The organism is Pseudomonas sp. M2 (assembly GCF_015751845.1).
Classification (GTDB): Bacteria; Pseudomonadota; Gammaproteobacteria; order Pseudomonadales; family Pseudomonadaceae; genus Aquipseudomonas; species Aquipseudomonas putida_E.
This window is the reverse complement of record NZ_JADOUD010000001.1, coordinates 3772719-3793860: the sequence shown is the minus strand read 5'-3', so window position 1 is coordinate 3793860 and position 21142 is coordinate 3772719. Positions and strand designations below refer to the sequence as shown.

Annotated in this window: 18 protein-coding genes and 1 pseudogene; 11 read left to right on the top strand and 8 right to left on the bottom strand. The window is 62.4% G+C overall.

Annotated elements, in window-relative coordinates; translation table 11 throughout:
- The first annotated feature begins 47 nt into the window (after positions 1-47).
- On the top strand, positions 48-1052 hold the full coding sequence (gene moaA, locus IWW33_RS17605; protein WP_174142318.1) for a GTP 3',8-cyclase MoaA: 1005 nt from the start codon (positions 48-50) through the stop codon (positions 1050-1052).
- Positions 1053-1072: 20 nt separating this feature from the next.
- Positions 1073-1972, top strand: coding sequence for a bestrophin family protein (locus IWW33_RS17600; protein ID WP_174142319.1), 900 nt, complete (start codon positions 1073-1075; stop codon positions 1970-1972).
- 42 nt (positions 1973-2014) lie between these two features.
- Here IWW33_RS17600 and moaB read toward each other — a convergent pair whose 3' ends face one another.
- Complete coding sequence (gene moaB / locus IWW33_RS17595) at positions 2015-2554, bottom strand: molybdenum cofactor biosynthesis protein B (RefSeq protein WP_115274082.1); 540 nt, start codon at positions 2552-2554, stop codon at positions 2015-2017.
- Between the two features lie 139 nt (positions 2555-2693).
- Between moaB and IWW33_RS17590 the strand changes: the two genes are divergently transcribed.
- Positions 2694-3581 (top strand): LysR family transcriptional regulator, encoded by an 888-nt coding sequence (locus IWW33_RS17590; protein WP_125925093.1) that lies wholly within the window; start codon positions 2694-2696, stop codon positions 3579-3581.
- A 26-nt stretch (positions 3582-3607) separates the two neighbouring features.
- Here IWW33_RS17590 and IWW33_RS17585 read toward each other — a convergent pair.
- Positions 3608-4414: pseudogene (locus IWW33_RS17585) on the bottom strand (RHS repeat-associated core domain-containing protein); the annotation flags it as partial.
- Between the two features lie 115 nt (positions 4415-4529).
- Positions 4530-5351: an AraC family transcriptional regulator gene (locus IWW33_RS17580; RefSeq protein WP_231386165.1), complete on the bottom strand. Its 822-nt coding sequence runs from the start codon at positions 5349-5351 to the stop codon at positions 4530-4532.
- 285 nt (positions 5352-5636) lie between these two features.
- Here IWW33_RS17580 and IWW33_RS17575 point away from each other — a divergent pair, with 285 nt between their 5' ends.
- The 5 genes from IWW33_RS17575 (at position 5637) to IWW33_RS17555 (ending at position 12135) form a co-directional block, all read left to right on the top strand.
- Positions 5637-7253: an APC family permease gene (locus IWW33_RS17575; RefSeq protein WP_174142321.1), complete on the top strand. Its 1617-nt coding sequence runs from the start codon at positions 5637-5639 to the stop codon at positions 7251-7253.
- 66 nt (positions 7254-7319) lie between these two features.
- Complete coding sequence (locus IWW33_RS17570; RefSeq protein ID WP_046788006.1) at positions 7320-8246, top strand: 4-hydroxyproline epimerase; 927 nt, start codon at positions 7320-7322, stop codon at positions 8244-8246.
- 55 nt (positions 8247-8301) lie between these two features.
- Positions 8302-9249: a dihydrodipicolinate synthase family protein gene (locus IWW33_RS17565; protein WP_174142322.1), complete on the top strand. Its 948-nt coding sequence runs from the start codon at positions 8302-8304 to the stop codon at positions 9247-9249.
- A 54-nt stretch (positions 9250-9303) separates the two neighbouring features.
- Positions 9304-10881, top strand: a complete 1578-nt coding sequence (locus IWW33_RS17560; RefSeq protein WP_174142323.1) for an aldehyde dehydrogenase (NADP(+)) — start codon at positions 9304-9306, stop codon at positions 10879-10881.
- 3 nt (positions 10882-10884) lie between these two features.
- The gene (locus tag IWW33_RS17555; protein ID WP_174142324.1) at positions 10885-12135 is read left to right on the top strand and encodes an FAD-dependent oxidoreductase; all 1251 of its coding nucleotides are present in this window, start codon (positions 10885-10887) and stop codon (positions 12133-12135) included.
- A gap of 30 nt (positions 12136-12165) precedes the next feature.
- Here the strand turns inward: IWW33_RS17555 and xenA are convergent, their stop codons facing one another.
- Complete coding sequence (gene xenA / locus IWW33_RS17550; protein WP_046788002.1) at positions 12166-13257, bottom strand: xenobiotic reductase XenA; 1092 nt, start codon at positions 13255-13257, stop codon at positions 12166-12168.
- A gap of 49 nt (positions 13258-13306) precedes the next feature.
- On the opposite strand from xenA, the gene IWW33_RS17545 reads away from it, so the two are divergent.
- Positions 13307-13642, top strand: coding sequence for a helix-turn-helix domain-containing protein (locus IWW33_RS17545; RefSeq protein ID WP_012315737.1), 336 nt, complete (start codon positions 13307-13309; stop codon positions 13640-13642).
- An 81-nt stretch (positions 13643-13723) separates the two neighbouring features.
- On the opposite strand, the gene mqo is transcribed toward IWW33_RS17545, so the two are convergent.
- The 4 genes from mqo to IWW33_RS17525 all read right to left on the bottom strand — a co-directional run bounded on the left by mqo (position 13724) and on the right by IWW33_RS17525 (position 17999).
- Complete coding sequence (gene mqo, locus IWW33_RS17540; protein ID WP_046788001.1) at positions 13724-15361, bottom strand: malate dehydrogenase (quinone); 1638 nt, start codon at positions 15359-15361, stop codon at positions 13724-13726.
- Between the two features lie 328 nt (positions 15362-15689).
- On the bottom strand, positions 15690-15881 hold the full coding sequence (locus IWW33_RS17535) for a DUF4223 family protein (RefSeq protein ID WP_008097338.1): 192 nt from the start codon (positions 15879-15881) through the stop codon (positions 15690-15692).
- A gap of 220 nt (positions 15882-16101) precedes the next feature.
- Positions 16102-16830 carry an SDR family oxidoreductase gene (locus IWW33_RS17530; RefSeq protein ID WP_174142325.1) on the bottom strand — a complete coding sequence of 243 codons (729 nt, stop codon included), beginning with the start codon at positions 16828-16830 and terminating at the stop codon, positions 16102-16104.
- Between the two features lie 170 nt (positions 16831-17000).
- Positions 17001-17999, bottom strand: a complete 999-nt coding sequence (locus IWW33_RS17525) for a LacI family DNA-binding transcriptional regulator (RefSeq protein ID WP_046787999.1) — start codon at positions 17997-17999, stop codon at positions 17001-17003.
- 236 nt (positions 18000-18235) lie between these two features.
- On the opposite strand from IWW33_RS17525, the gene IWW33_RS17520 reads away from it, so the two are divergent.
- Positions 18236-19819 carry an FGGY-family carbohydrate kinase gene (locus IWW33_RS17520; RefSeq protein ID WP_174142326.1) on the top strand — a complete coding sequence of 528 codons (1584 nt, stop codon included), beginning with the start codon at positions 18236-18238 and terminating at the stop codon, positions 19817-19819.
- 24 nt (positions 19820-19843) lie between these two features.
- Positions 19844-20803, top strand: coding sequence for a transaldolase (gene tal / locus IWW33_RS17515; RefSeq protein WP_125925101.1), 960 nt, complete (start codon positions 19844-19846; stop codon positions 20801-20803).
- The last annotated feature ends 339 nt before the right edge of the window (positions 20804-21142 follow it).

The following is a 21142-nucleotide window of genomic DNA, read 5'->3' as shown; positions in this document are numbered from 1 at the left end:
GCAGGTTATAGCGTGGAACCAGTACTCCTCCCCTGCCGAGCGCGAACGTGGAACAGAACAGCCGGGCCCTGATCGACGGCTTCAACCGGAAAATCGACTACCTGCGGATGTCGGTCACGGACCGCTGCGACTTCCGTTGCGTCTACTGCATGGCTGAAGACATGCAGTTCCTGCCGCGCCAGCAGATCCTCAGCCTTGAGGAATTGTTCCAGGTGGCCGAACGCTTCGTCGCCTTGGGTACCCGCAAGATTCGCCTCACCGGCGGCGAGCCGCTGGTCCGCCAGGGCATCGTCGACCTGTGCGGGCGCATTGCCGCCCTGCCCGGCCTGCGTGAACTGTGCATGACCAGCAACGGCTCGCAGCTCCACCGCCTGGCTCAGCCGCTGTTCGACGCCGGCCTGTCGCGCCTGAACATCAGCCTCGACAGCCTCGATGCAGAACGTTTCAAGCAACTGACCCGCACCGGCGACCTGGCCCAGGTGATTGCCGGCATCGACGCGGCCCGCCGCGCGGGTTTTCAGCGCATCAAACTCAACTGCGTGGTGCTCAAGGGGCGCAACGACGATGAGCTGGTCGACCTGGTGCGCTTTGCCATCGACCGCGAACTGGACATCACCTTCATCGAAGAAATGCCGCTGGGCGTGATCAACGAGCATGAACGCGGCGAGTCGTTCTGCTCCAGCGACGAAGTGCGCGCGCGGCTGGCCGAGCAATTCACCCTGATCGAATCGACCGAGTCGTCCCAGGGCCCGGCGCGTTACTGGCGCCTGGCAGAAGCGGCGAGCACCCGTGTCGGGTTCATCTCGCCGCACAGCCACAACTTCTGCGCCACCTGCAACCGTGTGCGCCTGACTGTCGAAGGCCGGCTGCTGCTGTGCCTGGGCAATGAACATTCGATGGACCTCAAACAGGTGCTGCGTGCCCACCCGGGTGATGCCGAGCGGCTGGAAAAAGCCATCCGCGATTCACTGCACCTCAAGCCCTACCGCCATCATTTCGAGGTCGGTGGCGATGTGCAGATCCTGCGCTTCATGAACATGACCGGCGGCTGACCGGCCGTCTCTGGACTTCCATGATCGTTCACTCTCGCCCCGATGTGTTGCGCGTGCTGTTCACCCTCAAGGGTTCGATCGTCAAGCGCATTGCCTTGCGCTGCCTGATGGTCACCTTGCTCGCCGCCTTGATCGTGCTGGTCGAACGCCACTTCCCGGCGTTTTTCTACCCCGTCAGCGCCACCCCCTTCACGCTGCTTGGCCTGTCGCTGTCGATCTTCATGAGCTTTCGCAACAATGCCTGTTACGACCGTTGGTGGGAGGGGCGCAAGGCCTGGGGGAGGATGATCATCGAGACCCGCTCGTTCATACGTGAGAGCGTGGTGATCGCCGATGAAAAGCTGCGCGCCGAGGTGCTGCGCAGCCTGTGCGGCTTTGCCCATGCGCTCAATGCCCGGTTGCGCAATGAGGATGATGTGGCCGCCGCCCGGCCGTGGCTGGCCAACCCCGCTGCGATCCGCCCGCACAATGTCTGCGACGGTATCTTGCAGGAAGTTGGCGCCCGCTGCTCACGCCTGGCCGAGCAGCAGCAGATCAGCGACTGGCGCTACAGCCTGTTGGAACAACGCCTGGTCGGGTTGTCAGAGGTACAGGCCACCTGCGAGCGGATCAAGGGCACACCGCTGCCCTTCCCCTATACCCTGCTGCTGCACCGGACCATCTACATCTTCTGCCTGTTGCTGCCGTTCGCGCTGGCCGAGCCCCTGGGCTGGCTGGCACCGCTGTTTACCACCATTGTGGGGTACACCTTCTTTGGGCTGGATGCGATCGGCAATGAACTGGAAGACCCGTTCGGGCGAGACGAGAACGACCTGCCGACCGATGCCATGGTCCGCACCGTTGAACGGGATGTGCTGGGAGCCTTGGGCGTGGAGCCGCTGCCACCGGCGCTGCAGCCGGTGGAGCATGTGTTGAGCTGACTGGCCCTATCGCCGGCAAGCTGGCGATAGGGCCGGAACTGATCAACCGCGTGTGTCGCAGGGCGCGATGGGCTTAAGGTGCTTCACAAAATTACAAGGCTGGTGCCGCGCATCCAGCTGCTCCACCAGGATGCCTTCCCACGCCGTGCGGCAGGCACCGGTAGAACCTGGCAGGCAGCACACCAGAGTGCCATTGGCCATGCCGGCCAACGCCCGGCTCTGCACGGTCGAGGTACCGACATCAAGAATGGACAACGCCCGGAACAGCTCGCCGAAACCGTCGATACGCCGATCGAACAGGCACTCCACCGCTTCCGGTGTGCTATCCCGCCCGGTGAAACCGGTGCCGCCGGTGATCAGCACCACCTGCACCTGCTCATCGGCAATCCAGGTGGCCACCTGGGCGCGGATCTTGTACAGGTCGTCCTTGAGCAGCGCACGCGAGACCAGGCGATGGCCGATCTGCACCGGGCGGCTGGCGAGCAGCTCACCCGAAGTGTCGTTGTCGTAGGTGCGGGTGTCGCTGACCGTCAGTACGGCGATATTGAGCGGTACGAAGACCGCGTCGGATTGAACGCGCACAGTGAAGCTCCTTGTATGGCATGGTCGTTACGCTAGAGACATGACCAGAGCGCGTCCAATCGATATGCCGTACCGCCCGATCAATGACATCTATCGCTGACTTGGTTAAGGTCAGCACAACCAGACCCCAGGCACTCCCATGGACATCAAGCAGCTCAAGTTCCTCATCGCCCTCGACCAGACCCGCCACTTCGGCCAGGCTGCGGCGCTGTGCCATATCACCCAGCCGACCCTGTCCATGCGCCTGCGCAACCTGGAAGACGAACTGGAACTGGTGCTGGTCAAACGCGGCCAGCGCTTCGAGGGCTTCACCGAAGCCGGCGAGCGCATCCTGGCCTGGGCCCGCACCCTGCTCGCCGCCCATGATGGCCTGCAGGCCGAGGCAGCCAGCTGCCGCGGCCAAGTGGTTGGTAGCTTGCGCCTGGGCACCGTGCCGCTGGCCAGCTTCAACCCCATGCAGCTGCTGCTGCCGCTGCGCGAAAAATACCCCGAGCTGCAGTTTCAGCTCAGCTCGCTGAGCTCGGAGCAAGTCATCGACGGGCTCAGCCGCAACCAACTCGACCTGGGTATCTGCTACATGGACCAGGTCAACACCAGCTTTTTCGAAGTGATCGAACTGGGCACGACCACCATGGGCCTGCTGCACGACACCCGGCACTTCCAGTTTGCCGGCGACCCGCTGCGCTGGGATTCACTCAGCGATATACCGCTGGGCTTGCTAAGCAAAGGCATGCACTACCGCCAATCGTTGGACCTGAGCTTCCGCAGCCGTGGCCTGGAGCAGCATGCGGTGCTGGAAAGCGACTCAACCTTCCAGCTGATCCAGGCCATCAACACCGGCATGTGCTGCGCGATCATGCCGCTGGACTGTGGCTTGGAAGACCTCAGCGAGCACCTGCGCATCGTACCGGTGGCCGACGCCGCCATCCACAGCCCGGTCGGCCTGCTGCTGCGCCGCAGCGAGCCGCGCTCGTCAATAGCCGAACAGTGCTTCGCAGAGGCCCGAATAGTTATGCATAATCCATAGCTAAAACCGATTTGTTTATCATTAAGTTAGCCGAGACTCGCCAATACTCTGATCCTTTCTACCTCAACCCCCATGCCAGTCAGCTTGAACTCCACAGGGAAGAGTGTAGAGAAGTTGGGATGGTAATGCCCTGAATCATTCCAAAGCATAACGTGACCACTCTTTGGGGCTGCAATCATACCTGCTGCAATCACGCCGCCCCCTTTGGAACCGTACGTTGCCAGTATGGCATGATTCATACCATGTCGGTTCAAATCAGCCGATCCATCGACCAGAAGCTCCCCTCGATCTGTTAATACAAATCGCCTTGAGTGATAGCCCGACACATATTTAAGATCGCTTTTACTGTTAATAACAATCGGCTTGAAACCTTGATCTGCAGAGGCTTCTTGAAATTGCTCGAACTCCGTTCCAAACTTGGATAATTTCCGATTACTCAATTTGGGATACTGACTAAAAACACTGACCTTCGTTTTTTGCTGACTCTTGAAATTAAGACGTTCACTAGCTGCTATTCGCGGGATGGCCTTGATTCCATGCTGGAGACGCTTCAGGGGTTTTATCATGGACAGGGCGAAGCGCCCACTCGGGTCTGTATTATTTATAGGATCTCCGGAACAAAAACTATAAGCATTGATGCCTCCTCGTCCGAAAGGGCTTAGCAAGTCTGGGCTGCCAAACCTCATTATCTGCGTATTCAGCAATCGATGACCATTACCGAGCAAGTATCCGCCCGCAACAAGACCACACCATTCACCATTAAACGCCACAAACCCAGTGCTAGGCTGCGCAACTCTGAGATAACCGTACGGACAATAAGATCGCGCGAAACTCACAAACAGCGCGTCTCGTTTGGTATTGTGCACCCGACTGCTAGACACTCTATTATTGACCATCAGTTATCCTCCGCACCGTCGCTTCCAACAATAAAATACTTGAGAATAATACCTACCTTCCTACCCAACGTAGTTTAGCGCCGGCATCTCTTCCCTGTGTTTCATTACACCGAACCAACCGATATTGGCGCGGCGTAAAGCCGGTCAGTTGCTTGAACTGGCGGCTGAAGGCGCTGTGGTCAGTGTAGCCGCAGCACATCGCCACGTCGGTGATGGGCAGCTCCGAATGCAACAGACGACGGGCGTGCTCCAGGCGTGCCTTGTGGATCATCTGCCGGGGCGTGAGGTGGAACACCCGCTTGCAGTAGCGCTCCAGCTGGGCCACGGAAATACCGGCGATGCGGGTGAGCTCGCCCATGCTGATCGGCTGGTGAAAGTGCTTGCGAATGTGCTCATCCACCGCGGCCAGGCGTTGATAGGCGGGGTGGCTGTCGGCGGCTGATTGCAGGTCGACCGAAATGCCGACCAAGCCGAGGATCTCGCCCGCCTGGTTGTACAGCGGGCGCTTGTGCGTCAGGCACCAGCCCGGTTCACGGCTGCCGTACAGGTGCAGCTCGAGCTGGTCTTCCAGCACCAGGCCATCCTTGAGCACACGACGGTCCTGCTCGGTATAACCGGGGCCCAGTTGCGCCGGGAAGACTTCGGCGCTGGTCTTGCCCAACAGTGGTTGCAGGCGCTTGAGGCCGCAGCGCTGAACCAGGGTGTTGTTGGCCAGCACATAGCGGGCATCCGGATCCTTGATGAAGATCGCGGCGTTGGGGATGGCATCGAGGATCGGCAACAGCAGGGATACCCCGGCGAGCAGTGCCTCAAGGCTGGCGGGGCGGTGCTGGTCCAAGTTCTGGTACAGGGCTGCCAAGGTGGCGTCGGCCATCAGTCAATTCTCTAGTGTCTGCACCGGCGCCATCACCGGCAAAACTCTCAAACCCTTGCACAGCAAGGCCTCCAGCCTATCCAGCCTGGCGACCGGCGCGCCAGTCTTTTCTGCAATTGTGCCGATTTCGTCATCTGCCCTGCAGAAAACCATCAAGAACCGTGGCCCCGTTCGGTCCACTCTAGTTCCCAAGCAAGCCGCCCAAAACCTACAAGAGCGCGGCCCCAAAAGCCGCACCTGGTGACATCAGACCTGCCTATCCAAAACCTACAAAAAGGCGACCCCATGTCAGGCAAATTCAAGAAACAGCTGTCATTGCTGGACCTCACCTTCATCGGCCTCGGCGCCATCTTCGGCTCCGGCTGGCTGTTCGCCGCCAGCCACGTCTCGGCCATTGCCGGGCCGGCCGGCATCCTCTCCTGGTTTCTCGGCGGCTTCGCCGTACTGCTACTGGGCATCGTTTACTGCGAGCTCGGCGCCGCGCTGCCACGCGCCGGGGGTGTGGTGCGCTACCCGGTGTACTCGCACGGCCCACTGCTCGGCTACCTGATGGGCTTCATCACCCTGATCGCCTTCTCCAGCCTGATCGCCATCGAAGTGGTCGCATCACGCCAGTACGCCGCGGCCTGGTTCCCTGGCCTGACCAAGGCCGGCTCCAGCGACCCCACCGTGCTCGGCTGGTTAGTGCAGTTTGCGCTGCTGGGGCTGTTCTTCCTGCTCAACTACCGCAGCGTCAAGACCTTCGCCAAGGCCAACAACCTGGTCAGCGTGTTCAAGTTCATCGTGCCGCTGCTGGTGATCGGTGTGCTGTTCACCTTCTTCAAGCCAGAGAACTTCGAGGTCCAGGGCTTCGCCCCCTTCGGCATGTCCGGTGTGGAAATGGCCGTCTCGGCTGGCGGCATCATCTTCGCTTACCTGGGCCTGACACCAATTATCTCGGTGGCAAGCGAGGTCAAGAACCCACAGCGCACCATACCCATCGCGCTGATCCTCTCCGTGCTGCTGTCCACCGCGATCTATGCCCTGCTGCAACTGGCCTTCCTTGGCAGCGTGCCAACCGAAATGCTGACCAACGGCTGGGCTTCGGTGACAAAGGAACTGGCCCTGCCCTACCGTGACATCGCCTTGGCCCTGGGCGTAGGCTGGCTGGCCTACCTGGTGGTGGCCGATGCGGTGATCTCCCCCAGCGGCTGCGGCAACATCTACATGAACGCCACCCCGCGGGTGATCTATGGCTGGGCCCAGACCGGCACCTTCTTCAAGTATTTCACCCGCATCGACGAGCAATCGGGCATCCCACGCCCGGCGCTGTGGCTGACCTTCGGCCTGTCAGTGTTCTGGACCCTGCCCTTTCCGTCCTGGGAAGCGCTGATCAACGTGGTGTCCGCAGCCCTGGTGCTGAGCTATGCGGTAGCGCCGGTCACCGTCGCCGCCCTGCGCTGCAATGCGCCAGATATGCCACGCCCGTTCCGGGTCAAGGGCATGGGCGTGCTGGGCCCGCTGTCGTTCATCATCGCCGCGCTGATCGTCTACTGGTCCGGCTGGAACACCGTGTCGTGGCTACTGGCCCTGCAGATCGTGATGTTCGTGCTGTACCTGCTGTGCGGCCGCTTCGTGCCGACCCAGCACCTGTCGCTGGCCCAGCAAGTGCGCTCCAGCGCCTGGCTGATCGGCTTTTACGCGGTGACCATCCTGCTTTCCTGGCTGGGCAGTTTCGGCGGCCTGGGCGTGATCGGCCACCCGTTCGATACCGTGGTCGTCGCGGCCTGCGCGCTGGGCATCTACTACTGGGGTGCTGCCACCGGCGTGCCGGCCCACCTGGTGCGCCTGGAAGGCGAAGACGAAAGCGAAACAAGCCACGAGGCCCAGGCCGCCACTCGCCCGGCTGCACTGGCCTCCTGAAGGCTACTGGCCCTGTCGCCGGCACAACCAGCACAAAAGCAGGCTCACTAGAGAATGGACATGCCCATGAAACACGTTCACGTCATCGACTCGCACACCGGCGGCGAACCGACCCGCCTGGTAATGAATGGCTTCCCGCAACTCAATGGCCGCAGCATGGCCGAGCAGCGCGATGAGTTGCGCGAGCTGCACGACCACTGGCGCCGCGCCTGCCTGCTGGAGCCACGCGGCAACGATGTGCTGGTCGGTGCGCTGTACTGCGCCCCGGTGTCGGAAGACGCCACTTGTGGGGTGATCTTTTTCAACAATGCCGGGTACCTGAACATGTGTGGCCACGGCACCATCGGGCTGGTCGCCTCGCTACGGCACCTGGGGCTGATCCAGCCGGGCGTGCACAAAATCGACACGCCGGTCGGCCAGGTCAGCGCCACCCTGCACGAGGACGGCGCGGTCACCGTCGGCAACGTGCCGTCCTATCGCTACCGCCGGCAGGTGTCGGTAGACGTGCCAGGCCATGGCGTGGTGCACGGCGACATCGCCTGGGGCGGCAACTGGTTCTTCCTGGTTTCAGAGCACGGCCAGCGCATCGAGCTGGACAACCGCGAAGCTCTCACCGCGTTCACCTGGGCGATGCTCAAGGCCCTGGAGGCCCAAGGCATCACCGGCGAGCACGGCGCCCCCATCGACCATATCGAGCTGTTTGCCGCCGACCCTGATGCCGACAGCCGCAACTTCGTCATGTGCCCCGGCAAGGCCTATGACCGCTCGCCCTGCGGCACCGGCACCAGCGCCAAGCTGGCCTGCCTGGCCGCCGACGGCAAGCTCGCCGAAGGCCAGACCTGGGTCCAGGCCAGCATTACCGGCAGCCAGTTCCACGGCCGCTACGAGCGCGAAGGTGAGCATATTCGCCCGTTCATCACCGGCCGCGCCTACATGACCGCCGACAGTACCCTGCTGATCGACGAACAAGACCCTTTCGCCTGGGGCATCTGACTGCCCAGGCCATTTTCTTCGCAACCCAGACTGAATACTGCAAGGAGTGATACCCATGAGCGACAATATTTTCACCGGCTGCATGCCTGCCCTGATGACACCCTGCACCGCCGAGCGCAAACCAGACTTCGACGCCCTTGTGCGCAAAGGGCGCGAGCTGATCGAGGCCGGCATGAGCGCCGTGGTCTACTGCGGCTCGATGGGCGACTGGCCGCTGCTGACCGAAGCCGAGCGCCAGGAGGGCGTGGCGCGCCTGGTTGCCGCCGGCATCCCGACCATCGTCGGCACCGGCGCGGTGAACACCCGTGAAGCCGTGGCCCATGCAGCCCATGCCGCCAAGGTCGGCGCCGCCGGCCTGATGGTCATCCCCCGCGTGCTGTCGCGTGGCGCCTCCCTGATCGCCCAAAAGCACCACTTCGCCGCGATCCTGCAAGCGGCGCCGAAGCTGCCTGCAGTCATCTACAACAGCCCCTACTACGGCTTTGCCACCCGTGCCGACCTGTTCTTCGAACTGCGCCGCGACTACCCGAACCTGATCGGTTTCAAGGAGTTCGGTGGTGGTGCCGACCTGCGCTACGCCGCCGAGCACATCACCTCCAAAGACGACGATGTGACCCTGATGGTCGGCGTGGATACCCAGGTAGTCCATGGTTTCGTCAACTGCAACGCCACCGGCGCCATTACCGGCATCGGCAATGCCCTGCCGCGTGAAGTGCTGCAACTGGTGAGCCTGAGCAAGCAAGCGGCCAAGGGTGACGCCAGGGCCCGCCGCCTGGCACGCGAGCTGGAGTCGGCATTGGCGGTGCTGTCGTCGTTCGATGAGGGCTGCGACCTGGTGCTGTATTACAAACACCTGATGGTGCTCAACGGCGACCGCGAATACAGCCTGCACTTCAACGAAACCGATGCGCTCACCGACGCCCAGCGCAACTACGCCGAACAGCAGTACGCGCTGTTCCGCACGTGGTACTCCAGCTGGTCGGCCGAGCAGAACCTGGCCTGAACCCTGGGGCTGCTTGGCAGCCCCGACCCAGAACCCGACTATGAAGGAGGCTCCATGCCCCTGACAGGCAAACTGCTGATCGGCCAACGCCCCGTACCCGGCAGCCGCGAAGCGATCCGCGCCATCGACCCGGCTACCAACCAGCCCCTGGAACCCGCCTATGCCGGCGGTACCGGGGAACACGTGGCCCACGCCTGCGAACTGGCCTGGGCTGCGTTCGACGCCTACCGCGAAACCTCACTGGAGCAACGCGCAATCTTTCTCGAAACCATCGCCCAGCAGATAGAAGCGCTGGGCGATGCCTTGATCGGCCGTGCCGTGGCCGAAAGTGGCCTGCCCAAGGCACGTATCCTGGGCGAACGGGGCCGTACCTGTGGCCAACTGCGCACCTTCGCCCGCGTGGTGCGCAGTGGTGAATGGCTGGATGTGCGCGTCGATGCCGCCCAACCACAGCGCCAGCCCCTGCCGCGCGCCGACCTGCGCCAGCGCCAGGTGGCCTTGGGGCCGGTAGCGGTGTTTGGCGCCAGCAACTTCCCCCTGGCCTTCTCGGTGGCCGGTGGCGACACCGCCTCGGCCCTGGCCGCCGGCTGCCCGGTGGTGGTCAAGGCACACGGCGCGCACCCGGGCACCAGTGAGCTGGTCGGCCAGGCCGTCGCTCGCGCCGTCCAACTGTGTGGCCTGCCAGAGGGCGTCTTCTCGCTGTTGTATGGTGCTGGGCGTGAAGTGGGCATCGCCCTGGTCAGCGACCCGCGGATCAAGGCCGTTGGCTTCACCGGTTCGCGCAGCGGCGGTTTGGCCCTGTGCCACGCGGCTCAGGCGCGCCCGGAACCGATCCCGGTGTATGCCGAGATGAGCTCGATCAACCCGGTGTTCCTGTTCGACGCAGCCTTGCAGGCGCGTGGTGAGGTACTGGCCCAAGGTTTCGTTGCCTCGTTGACCCAGGGCGCCGGGCAGTTCTGCACCAACCCCGGCCTGATAGTCGCCCGCCAAGGCCCGGCACTGCAGCGTTTTATCGCCGCCGCCAGCGAGCAAGTACGCCATGCAGCGGCGCAGACCATGCTGACCCCGGGCATTTTCAATGCCTACGCAGCGGGTGTGGGCGCCATGACCGAAAACAGCAATGCCAAGGTCGCGGCCTGCGGCCAACCCCCGCAAGGCCCGAACCAGTGCCAGGCTCAGCTGTTCGTCACCCAGGCCAGCGCGTTTCTCGCCGACCCGGGCTTGCAGGCCGAGGTGTTTGGCGCCGCTTCGTTGGTGGTGGCCTGCGACAGCGATGAACAAGTGCGCCAGGTGGCCGAGCACCTGGAGGGCCAACTGACCGCGACCCTGCACCTGGACGATGCCGACCTCGACAGCGCCCGCAGCCTGCTGCCGACCCTCGAACGCAAGGCCGGGCGCCTGCTGGTCAATGGCTGGCCGACCGGGGTTGAGGTATGCGATGCGATGGTCCACGGCGGGCCGTTCCCGGCAACGTCCGATGCGCGCAGCACCTCGGTGGGCACTGCTGCGATCCTGCGTTTTCTGCGGCCGGTGTGCTATCAGGACTTCCCCGATGCCTTGCTGCCGCAGGCGCTGAAGCACGCAAACCCGCTGCAGGTGCGGCGCTTGCTCGACGGCAAGCGGGAACACTGAATCATGGCCCACGCCCCCTCCCAGACCGATATCGCTGTGGTCGGCGCCGGCATTGTCGGTGTCGCCTGCGCCCTGCAACTGGCCCGCCAGGGCCGTCGCGTGCTGCTGATCGACCGCCAACCGCCGGGCCACGGCGCCTCCTACGGCAATGCCGGACACCTGGCTACCGAGCAGGTGTTCCCGATTGCCGACCTGTCGATCCTCAAGCGCCTGCCGCGCATGCTGCTGGACCCGATGGGGCCCCTGCGGCTGGACTGGAAGTACCTGCCCAAGGCGTTGCCCTGGTTCACCCGGCTGCTGCTCAACCTGCGCCCGGAGCCGTTCCAGCGCAGCGTGGCCGGCATCCGTGCACTGAACGAAGGCAGCCTGGGCGCCTGGCAGCGTTTGCTCGGCTCCATCGGGCGCAGCGAGCTGTTCAAGGAGGACGGCTCGTTGCTGGTGTTCGAGCGCGCCGAGTCGCGCCCGGCACTGGAGGCGTTGCAGGCACGCATGCAACAGCAGGCGGTGCCGGCTGAATTCTGGTCGGCCGACACGGTGCGCGCCGCTGCGCCAGAGTTGACCTCGTCGATCTTGGGCGGCTTGTTTTTCCCCCGTACCGGGCATTTCATCGACCCTTACCGCGTGGTAATCGAGTTGTTCGAAGCCGCCAAGGCCTGTGGCGTGCGCTTCGTCCAGGCGCAGGTCGATGGCGGACAACTGAATAGCAATGGCGTGCAGCTCAACACCGGCCAAGGTACGTTCCATGCGCGCCAGGTGCTAATCAGTTGCGGCGCGCACTCAGCGCAACTGACCACGGCTCTGACCGGCAAACGAGTCCCTCTGGACACCGAGCGTGGCTATCACCTGATGCTGCCTGGCGAGCAGCAGCGCTTGCCATTCGCCGTCACCTCGCTGGAGCGCAAGTTCATCATGACGCCGATGGCCGAGGGCTTGCGCCTGGCTGGCACGGTGGAGTTCGCCGGTCTCGATGCACCGCCGAGCATGCAGCGGGCGTGGCAGTTGCACCGGTTGAGCAAGGGTTTGTTCCAACGTGAACTGAATGCCGAAGGGGCGACGCCGTGGATGGGCTTGCGGCCTTCGCTGCCGGACTCGCTGCCGGTGATCGACCGGGTGTGTGATGGGCGCGTGCTGCTAGCGTTTGGGCATCAGCACCTGGGGTTGACCCAGGCGGCGGTGACAGCGGAGTGGGTGGCTGGGTTGGCTGAACGGGAGCTTCGTGCCGAGTTGAAGGGTTACCGGTTGGATCGGTTTTGAGCCGGGGCCGCTGTGCGGCCCCTCCAGGAATCAGCGATAACGCTCAAGCCAGTGCGCGTAAGGCGCAGGCAAAGTCCACGAGGCTTTATCGACGCCCAGTTCCTTGGCCGCAAAATACGCCCAGTGCGGGTCGGCCAGGTGCGCACGCCCCACCGACACCAGGTCGAGCTGATTGGCCTTCAACGCCCCTTCCGCCAACTGCGGCGTACCGAAGCCCCACGCCGAAGTCACTGGCAAACCTGCCTCACGACGCACACGCTCAGCGATCGGCCCCATGAAGGCAGGGCCCCATGGAATGTTGGTGTCCGGGATGGTGAAGCCGACGCTGACACTGAGCAGGTCCAGGCCACCCGCCTTGAACAGGCGGGCCAACTCGATGGACTCTTCCAGCGTCTGCTCATCACGGCCGTCGTATTCCAGCACGCCAAAGCGGGCGGTCAGCGGCAGGTTTTCCGGCCACACCTCGCGCACGGCTGCCAGGGTTTCCAGCAGGAAGCGGCTGCGGTTCTCGAAGCTGCCACCGTAGGCATCGGTGCGCTGGTTGGAATGCTCGGAGAAGAAGCTCTGCCCCAGGTAGCCGTGAGCGAAGTGCAGTTCGATCCATTCAAAGCCCGCATCACGCGCCCGACGTGCGGCATCGACGAAGTCCTGCTTGACCCGGGCAATGTCGTCCAGGGTCATTTCACGGGGCACTTTCGGCAAGTGGGCGCCGAAGGCGATGGCCGACGGGGCGATGGTGTCCCAGCCTCGCGCGTCATCCGCGGCGATATGGTCGTCACCTTCCCACGGGCGGTTGGCACTGGCCTTGCGCCCCGCGTGGGCGATCTGGATGCCCGGCACCGAGCCTGCAGCCTTGATCGCCTGCACCACCGGCACAAAGGCCTGGGCATGGGCGTCGCTCCAGATACCGGCGCAACCGGGGGTGATACGCCCTTGCGGCGCCACCGCAGTGGCTTCGACCACCAGCAGGCCGGCGCCACCACGGGCCAGGCCGGCGTAATGCACCTGGTGCCAATCGTTGATCATGCCGTCCTCGGCCATGTACTGGCACATCGGCGGAATGGCGATGCGGTTGCGCAAGGTGACGTCTTTGAGGGTATAGGGTTCGAACAGTGCGGACATGGAGAACTCCGGGTTCATCTGAATACGATAGTTCGATCATAATCGAACTATGGCAATTAATGAAACCCCCGTTATCATGACGCCCATGCGAGCCTACAAACATCCCACCCCTGAAGACCTGATCCTCGAGCGCCTGCTGTATGCGCTGAGCGACCCTGTACGCATGGAAATCGTGCGCCACCTGGCGGGCGTGGCGGAAGCCAGCTGTGGCGAGCTGGACGGCGGCCGGCCGAAGTCCAGCATGTCCCATCATTTTCGCGTGTTGCGCGATGCGGGGCTGGTGCAAACGCGCAATGTGGGCACTACCCATATGAACTCACTGCGCAGCGAAATGCTCGATGCACGCTTCCCCGGTTTGCTGGAGTGCATTTTGCGTCAGCGGTGAGCCAAGGTTGGCGGTGGGGCCGGAACAGGCAAAAAAAAACCACGAGGTCACCCCCGTGGCTTTCGATCACAACGCTGACGCTTACAGCGCCATGTCGTTCTCTGGCTTGCTTTCAACCGGCTGGCTAGCACCCGTGCTGGTACCGACGCTCTGGTCGATGACCGGCGGCTTCTCCAGCTGCAGGACTTCAGCGGTGTAGTTCCACTCTTTCTGCGTGGCCGCTGCCGAATCGTTGAGCTTGGTGCCGTAGCTAGGCACGATCTCTTTGATCTTGGCTTGCCATTGCGGGGTGGCGACCTTGTCCTTGAACACGGTTTCCAGCACGTTCAGCATGATCGGCGCGGCGGTCGAGGCGCCTGGCGATGCGCCCAGCAGGCCGGCGATGGTGCGGTCTTGCGAGGCCACCACTTCGGTACCCAGCTTCAGCACGCCGCCCTTGTCTGCGTCACGCTTGATGATCTGCACGCGCTGACCGGCCTGCCACAGCTTCCAGTCTTCCTTCTTGGCGTTCGGGAAGTAGGTGCGCAGCGCTTCGAAGCGGTCGTCGTCCGACAGCATCAGCTGGCCAGCGAGGTACTCGACCAGCGGGTACTGCTCGATGCCGACCTTGGTCATTGGCCACACGTTGTGCATGGTGGTGCTGCTGAGCAGGTCCAGGTACGAACCGTTCTTCAGGAACTTGGTCGAGAAGGTGGCGAATGGCCCGAACAGGATCACGCGCTTGCCGTCCAGCACACGGGTGTCCAGGTGCGGTACCGACATGGGTGGCGCGCCGGTCGAGGCGATGCCATAGGCCTTGGCCATGTGCTGCATGGCGATGGTCGGGTTCTCTGTCACCAGGAACGAACCGCCGACCGGGAAGCCTGCGTATTCCTTGGCTTCAGGAATGCCCGACTTCTGCAGCAGCTTCAGCGCGCCGCCGCCGGCACCGATGAACAGGAACTTGGCGTCGGTGGCCGACTCGGTCCCGTCCTTCAGGTTCTTGTACTCGACGTGCCAGGAGCCGTCCTCGTTGCGGGTGATGTCCTGGACTTCGCTGGACAGCTTCAGGGTGAAGTTGTCCTGGGTCTTCAGGTGGCCGACGAACTGGCGGGTGATCTCGCCGAAGTTCACGTCAGTGCCCAGTGGCGTCCAGGTCACCGCCAGCTTCTGGTTCGGGTCGCGGCCTTCCATCATCAGCGGGACCCACTTGGCGATCTGCGCGTGGTCCTCGGAGTACTGCATCGAGCGGAACAGCGGGCTTGCCTGCAGCGCGTCATAACGCTTCTTGAGGAACTTGATGTTGTCATCGCCCCACACGAAGCTCATGTGCGGGGTGGTGTTGATGAACGAATGCGGATTCTTCAGCACGCCCTGACGGACCTGCCACGACCAGAACTGGCGGGAGATCTGGAAGGCTTCGTTGATTTCGATGGCCTTGGTGATGTTGACGTTGCCGTCTTTGTCTTCCGGGGTGTAGTTCAGCTCAGCCAGCGCGGAGTGGCCGGTGCCGGCGTTGTTCCAGCCGTTGGAGCTTTCTTCGGCGACGCCATCCAGGCGCTCGACCATTTCCATCGACCAGCTTGGCTCCAGCTCGTGCAGCCACACGGCCAGGGTGGAGCTCATGATGCCGCCGCCGACCAGCAGCACATCGACTTTCTTGGTTTCTGCGGCGTGCGCTTGCATGAAGCTCGCAGCGACAGCCAGACCCAGCAAGGTCTTGCCAGCTTTCTTGAACATTGATCAATTCCAGTCTGTAGAACGGAGGACGGGCCTGTGGCTGGCCCAGGTGCTTCGTGTTCTTGTGCGCAGGCTTTTTGTGATCATTGTTCAGCGGCTTAAAGAACCAGAAAACGACCCAGGCTTTTGTCGTATTGACCGACAGGGCTGAATCGTTTCGCTGATTGTATCTGAAATGCCAGCACAAACAAATTGCGGGCGTACAAGCAAGGCGGCAGGTTGTCCCAGCGGCAGGTTGTCACGCCAGACAAACAAAAGCCCCCAGCCATATGCATGACTGGGGGCTTTGGATCAGGTCACAGGTGACGCGATCAGGGTATCGCCAAGCTTACTGCGGCTGAGGCAGTTTATCGATCGGGCCGCAGCCACCGATGACCTTGGAGATGGAAACCGATGGGTGGAACAGGTAGTCGTACGAGCAGTTTTTCTGCTGGTTGTAAACTTGGCCAGTGCAACCGGACAGCAGGGCAACGCCCGAAACGACAGCAACGGCTACGGTGGCCTTGAACAGCTTTTTCATTACTTCAGTCCTTTAAATAATCATCGGCCATCATTCTGATGGCGGCCGGATGATACAGAACCGGAGTATTGGATCCAAGTCGCATTCGAAGATAGGCCGCCATCCAATCCAGCAGCGGGTTTCGGTAGTGCTTTGAAATAAGACACCACCGCAGACCAACTTACGCTGCAGGCTGCCTCGACAAGGTCACGCCTGCAGCGGTTGATGTTGAGTGCATCCGTTACATATCAAATGCCGAAGGCAGCACGATCATGTCCCGAATCGTCACGTTACGCGGGCGCGTGAGCATGTACATGACCGCATCGGCTATGTCGGATGGTTCGATCAGGCTACCGCTCGCCTTGGCCTTTTTCAGGTTTTCTTCCGGCCAATCGGCCAGCAGTGCACTGCTGACCGGGCCAGGCGACACGGCGCCGACACGGATACCGTGAGCCTTGACCTGGCGGCGCACCGTCTGCACGAAGCAGTTGACCGCCCACTTGGAGGCCGAGTACACCGGCTCCCAGGGAACCGGAAAATGCCCGGCCACCGAGCCGGTGACCAGTATGTCGCCCGTCCCCCTCTCGATCATGTGCGGCAACACATCATGCACATTCTTGATCACGGCATTGACGTTGAGGTTCAGCATGCGGTCGATCGCCGCCACATCCGCATCAACCAGATCACCGCCCACGTAGCAACCGGCGTTGGCATACAGAATGTCGAGCTGGCCGGCCTTCGCCAGCACACCCGGCAGCAGCGTTGCACAGCGCTCAGGCACCAGCAGGTCGATCACCAACGGCATGGCCGCCTCCCCCAGGCGTTCACACGCGCTGGCCAAGGCGGCTTCATCCCAGTCGATCATGACCACCCTGGCACCGGCTGCCACCATCGCCTCGGCCGATGCCAGACCTATTCCCGACGCAGCACCTGTGACCGCTGCCACTTTACCTTCGAGTTGCGTTGCCATTCGCCACCTCCCTGGCCCCCTGACGAACAAAGGGCACTTTGATTATTTTTATGTAGACGTTTACATATCGCTTAACTCGTGTGCGGTCCCAATCTGACGCCAGCTCAGCATTGAATGTCAACGTCTACATTTTTAACCAGATATGTACGTACCCGCCAATGGTTGGCAGGTCAGAGCAGTAGCTGCCCTTCAATGACTTGATCGCGCAGGGGTTGCGAAGGATCGTCGATCTGGCCAAGCAACAGGTTGATCGCGCCAACACCCAACTCGACGCTGCTATGGCTGATGCAAGGGATGGGCTGGCCATAGATCTCGGCATAGTGCACCTGGTCGATGCTGAACAGCGCTATGTCATTGCGGCTCAAGCCAACCTCGCGCATGGCCTGCAGCGCACCCAAGGTCATGAGCGCATTGAGGCCAAAGATGACATCGGGCCACTTGCCACTTTGCAGGTAACTACGCACCACATCACGTGCCGGCGCCTGGGTGTAGTCCCCATGCACGACCTCCAGCACGGTAGGCTCTGGCCACTGCTCCAATGCGCGTCGAATGCCTGCCAGCCGCGCCAGGGAAATCTTCGAGCGTTGCGGCCCCGCCACGACCAGCAGCCGGCGCCGCCCCTGTGCCAACAAGGCGCGCGCGCCCTGATAGCCGCTCTGCTCGTTGTCCAGGTAGACGCCGGCAAACGGCGCACCTGTGAGCTGGCGGTCGATCTGGACGACCGGGATGGCGGCCATCTCCAGCTTGGCCAGATAGCTCGGCTGGTATTGGTCGTCGTCGCTGATCACCGAGAGGATCACCCCTGCGACCTGATAGCTGAGCAGCGTATCGATCGCCCGCGCCTCCAGCTCTGGCGAGCCATCGGTATCGAACAGCATCAAGGTGTAGTCGCGCTTCTTCGCCTCGCGCGTTATCGCCTTGATGATCTCGCCGTAGAACGGGTTTTCCAGGCTTGCCGTGACCAGGCCCAGCAGCCGGCTCTCGCGATTCTTGAGGTTGCGGGCAAAGGCATTGGGCACGTAGTTGAGCTCTTTGGCCACCTTGAGGATGAGCTCCAGCGTCTGCTTCTTGACCTTCTCTGGCTGGTTGAGCGCCCGCGACACCGTGACGGTAGTCATGTTCACGCGTTTGGCGATGTCGGTGATGGTGGCTTTGCCTGGTCTGGTCATGAACGCTCGATGGTGGCTGGCTGCGGGCGCCGTGATTTTCAGCGATTGTACGCCAGGCCACAACCGTGCATGCGTATTGTGGTGACAATCGTGTTGTGCTAGCGTCCCGAAATGTTGACGTTAACATTTGCAACCATGGATTGATCAGCCGCGACTTGAAACTGCCGTCGGATAAAATCGCCAAAAAAATGTTCACGTCTACATAAACCACCACGCCAATAATAAAAGGGACAACAATGGACTACGTGATTGGTGTCGACATCGGCACGCAAAGTACCAAGGCTCTCTTGATGTCAACCGAGGGTGGAATGCTGGCCCAGGCCTGCGTCAGCTACCAGGTCGAGCAACCTCGGCCGTTGTGGGCGCAGCAATGGCCGCAGGTGTGGCTGGACGCTGTCTACGAAACGGTCGCGACCAGCATCCGCCGCAGCCAAGTACCAGCCGCCCAGATCAAAGCCATCTGCATCAGCAGCCTCTACGGGGGCTCGGGCATCCCGGTGGACGCCGACATCAACCCCCTTCACCCCTGCCTCATCTGGATGGACCGCCGGGCCATCGCCGAGGCCGAATGGGTGCGCGAAAATGTGGATGTGGAACAGTTGCAGCGCATAACGGGCAACGGTGTCGACAGCTACTACGGCTATACCAAGATGCTGTGGATCAAGCGCAACCAGCCAGAGGTCTGGGCCAAGGCACGCTACCTGCTGCCGCCCAACAGCTTTGTGCAGTACCACCTGACCGGCGAGCTGGCCGTGGACCACAGTTCAGCGGGCAATATCGGCGGCATCTACGACCTCGCAACGCGTGGCTGGTCGCCTCTGATGCTCGATGCCCTGGGCATCGACGCCCACCTGATGCCGCAACGCCTGATTGCGCCCGGGCAGGTCATTGGCAGCCTGCTACCGGCTGCGGCGCAGCGGCTAGGGCTACAGCCAGGCACCAAGGTAGTTGCAGGCGGAGTCGATGCAGCGATGGCCACACTGGCCGCAGGGGTCATTGCGCCAGGCAACCATGTCGCGATGCTGGGCACCAGCATGTGCTGGGGCTTCATCAAGCAGCGCAGCGCTGCCTGCAAAGGGCTGATCAACATGCCTTACGTCTACGACGCTGGCGCCAACACCTACAGCTTCGGCGGCGCCATTACCGCCGGTGCCGCAATCAGCTGGTTCCGTGAGCAGTTCTGTGCACAGGAAAAGCAGGCCGCTGCCCTGTCACCCGGCGCCGAGGTGCACCAACTGATGGAGCAGGACGCTGCCAAGACGCCCGCCGGTGCAGACGGCCTGTTGTTCCTGCCCTACCTGATGGGCGAGCGCAGCCCCATCTGGGATGCCAAGGCATCGGGGGCCTATATAGGGCTGTCGCTGTTCCACCACAAGGCTCATCTGTACCGCGCAGTACTGGAGGGGCTGGCGTTTGCCTTGCGTCACAACATGCAAATGGGCAACCAGGCAGGCCTGCAGCTCGATCCGCACTTGATCGTGGTAGGCGGTGGCACGGCGTCGAACCTGTGGATGCAGATCATCGCCGACATCACCGGCCACGCCGTGTTCACCATCGAGCAGCAGGTCGAAGCGCCGCTGGGTGGCGCCATGCTCGCGGCACTGGCAATCGGCGCCATCGAGGACGTCGAAGCTATCCGCAACTGGCGCACCCTGCGCCGACGGGCCGATCCCAACCCCGCGAACAAAGCCCTGTATGACCAGATGTTCGTTCATTACTGCGCGGCCTACCACGCCCTGAAACCCATCATGCATGGGCTGGCAGACCAGGCCACGCCCCTGCCCGAGCCATCGCACCCCGCACAGCCCATGGCCGTCTGACATCAACCACCAGAGGGTTCCAGCATGCCAACTTTGCTCAGCCAGTTGGAGCAGTACAGCACAGTGGTCGCCGACACCGGCGACCTTCAGGCCGTTCGCCGCTTCGCCCCTCATGATGCAACCACCAACCCCTCACTGGTGCTCAAGGCCGTGGTGTCGGGCCACTACGACACATTGCTCGATGACCTCTGCGCCCTGGCGAAAGCTGCCGGCCTGCCGCATGCGCAGGCAATCGATCAACTGTCCGACCAACTGATCGTTGCTTTGGGCTGCGACCTGTTGCAGCACGTGCCCGGCAGGGTATCGAGCGAGGTCGATGCGCGGCTGTCCTTCGATAAGCAGGCAAGCCTGGCCAAGGCCAGGCGCCTGGTCGCACTGTACGAGGCGGCGGGCGTTCCACGTGAGCGCTTCCTCATCAAGCTCGCCGCCACCTGGGAGGGCATTCGCGCGGCCAGCGAACTGGAGCGTGAGGGCATCCAGTGCAACTTGACGTTGATCTTCAACCTCGCCCAGGCACTCGCCTGCGCCGAAGCCGGCGCATTCCTGATCTCGCCTTTTGTTGGCCGGGTGCTGGACTGGCATCGCCGCGCTTACCCGAACAAGGAGTACGCGCCGGCGTCGGAGCCTGGGGTTCAATTGGTGGCGGCCAGCTACCGCTTCATGCGACGCCACGGTTACGCGACTTCGGTGATGGGGGCTAGCTTTCGCAACGTCGGTGAAATCGTTGCTTTGGCAGGTTGCGATCGGCTGACGATCAGCCCCGCACTGCTGGAAGAGCTGGCAGTGACCGAGGGCAGCCTGCAGGCCGCGCTCGCCGCCCCCGCCGACCATCAGGCGCCGCCACCGCCACTGAGCGAGGCCGATTTTCGCTGGCAGATGAACGAGGACGCAATGGCAACCGCGCAGCTGGCCGAAGGGATTCGAGGGTTTGCGGCGGACCAGAGCAAACTGGAGGCGCTTATCGCACAACGTTTGTGGGCTTGAGCACGCCCCATCGGGAGGGGAAACGCATAACGATAAGGCCTCTGACAGCTCATCGCTTTCAGGGGCTTTATTGCATTCGTGCCTGGGAAGAATATTCACGCCTGGTGCGCCTAAGGTCCTACAGATTTAACTCCGATTTTTCCCATTCCCTGTAGTCCATTTCCGAATTATATTGCCGGCGCTGCCAACCCATTGCGAGTGCTCGGATTGCGGCCTAGTCTCGGTTCGTCGTTGACACCTCAGCGACCGGCTTTGACAGGCTGACCGATTCAAGGGTCCTTTGCAGCGCTTCATGGCAGCTGTACATGGGGCACCTTCGTGTGCGCCGGGTTCCTTGGG

Excerpts from the sequence above, each read along its gene's own strand:
- IWW33_RS17575 (WP_174142321.1), top strand. The coding sequence starts at position 5,637 with ATGTCAGGCAAATTCAAGAAACAGCTGTCATTGCTGGACCTCACCTTC.
- IWW33_RS17560 (WP_174142323.1), top strand. The coding sequence starts at position 9,304 with ATGCCCCTGACAGGCAAACTGCTGATCGGCCAACGCCCCGTACCCGGC.
- IWW33_RS17580 (WP_231386165.1), bottom strand. The coding sequence starts at position 5,351 with ATGGCCGACGCCACCTTGGCAGCCCTGTACCAGAACTTGGACCAGCAC.
- IWW33_RS17555 (WP_174142324.1), top strand. The coding sequence starts at position 10,885 with ATGGCCCACGCCCCCTCCCAGACCGATATCGCTGTGGTCGGCGCCGGC.
- xenA (WP_046788002.1), bottom strand. The coding sequence starts at position 13,257 with ATGTCCGCACTGTTCGAACCCTATACCCTCAAAGACGTCACCTTGCGC.
- mqo (WP_046788001.1), bottom strand. The coding sequence starts at position 15,361 with ATGTTCAAGAAAGCTGGCAAGACCTTGCTGGGTCTGGCTGTCGCTGCG.
- IWW33_RS17600 (WP_174142319.1), top strand. The coding sequence starts at position 1,073 with ATGATCGTTCACTCTCGCCCCGATGTGTTGCGCGTGCTGTTCACCCTC.
- IWW33_RS17535 (WP_008097338.1), bottom strand. The coding sequence starts at position 15,881 with ATGAAAAAGCTGTTCAAGGCCACCGTAGCCGTTGCTGTCGTTTCGGGC.
- IWW33_RS17565 (WP_174142322.1), top strand. The coding sequence starts at position 8,302 with ATGAGCGACAATATTTTCACCGGCTGCATGCCTGCCCTGATGACACCC.
- tal (WP_125925101.1), top strand. The coding sequence starts at position 19,844 with ATGCCAACTTTGCTCAGCCAGTTGGAGCAGTACAGCACAGTGGTCGCC.
- IWW33_RS17530 (WP_174142325.1), bottom strand. The coding sequence starts at position 16,830 with ATGGCAACGCAACTCGAAGGTAAAGTGGCAGCGGTCACAGGTGCTGCG.
- IWW33_RS17520 (WP_174142326.1), top strand. The coding sequence starts at position 18,236 with ATGGACTACGTGATTGGTGTCGACATCGGCACGCAAAGTACCAAGGCT.
- IWW33_RS17590 (WP_125925093.1), top strand. The coding sequence starts at position 2,694 with ATGGACATCAAGCAGCTCAAGTTCCTCATCGCCCTCGACCAGACCCGC.
- IWW33_RS17570 (WP_046788006.1), top strand. The coding sequence starts at position 7,320 with ATGAAACACGTTCACGTCATCGACTCGCACACCGGCGGCGAACCGACC.
- IWW33_RS17545 (WP_012315737.1), top strand. The coding sequence starts at position 13,307 with ATGGCAATTAATGAAACCCCCGTTATCATGACGCCCATGCGAGCCTAC.
- IWW33_RS17525 (WP_046787999.1), bottom strand. The coding sequence starts at position 17,999 with ATGACCAGACCAGGCAAAGCCACCATCACCGACATCGCCAAACGCGTG.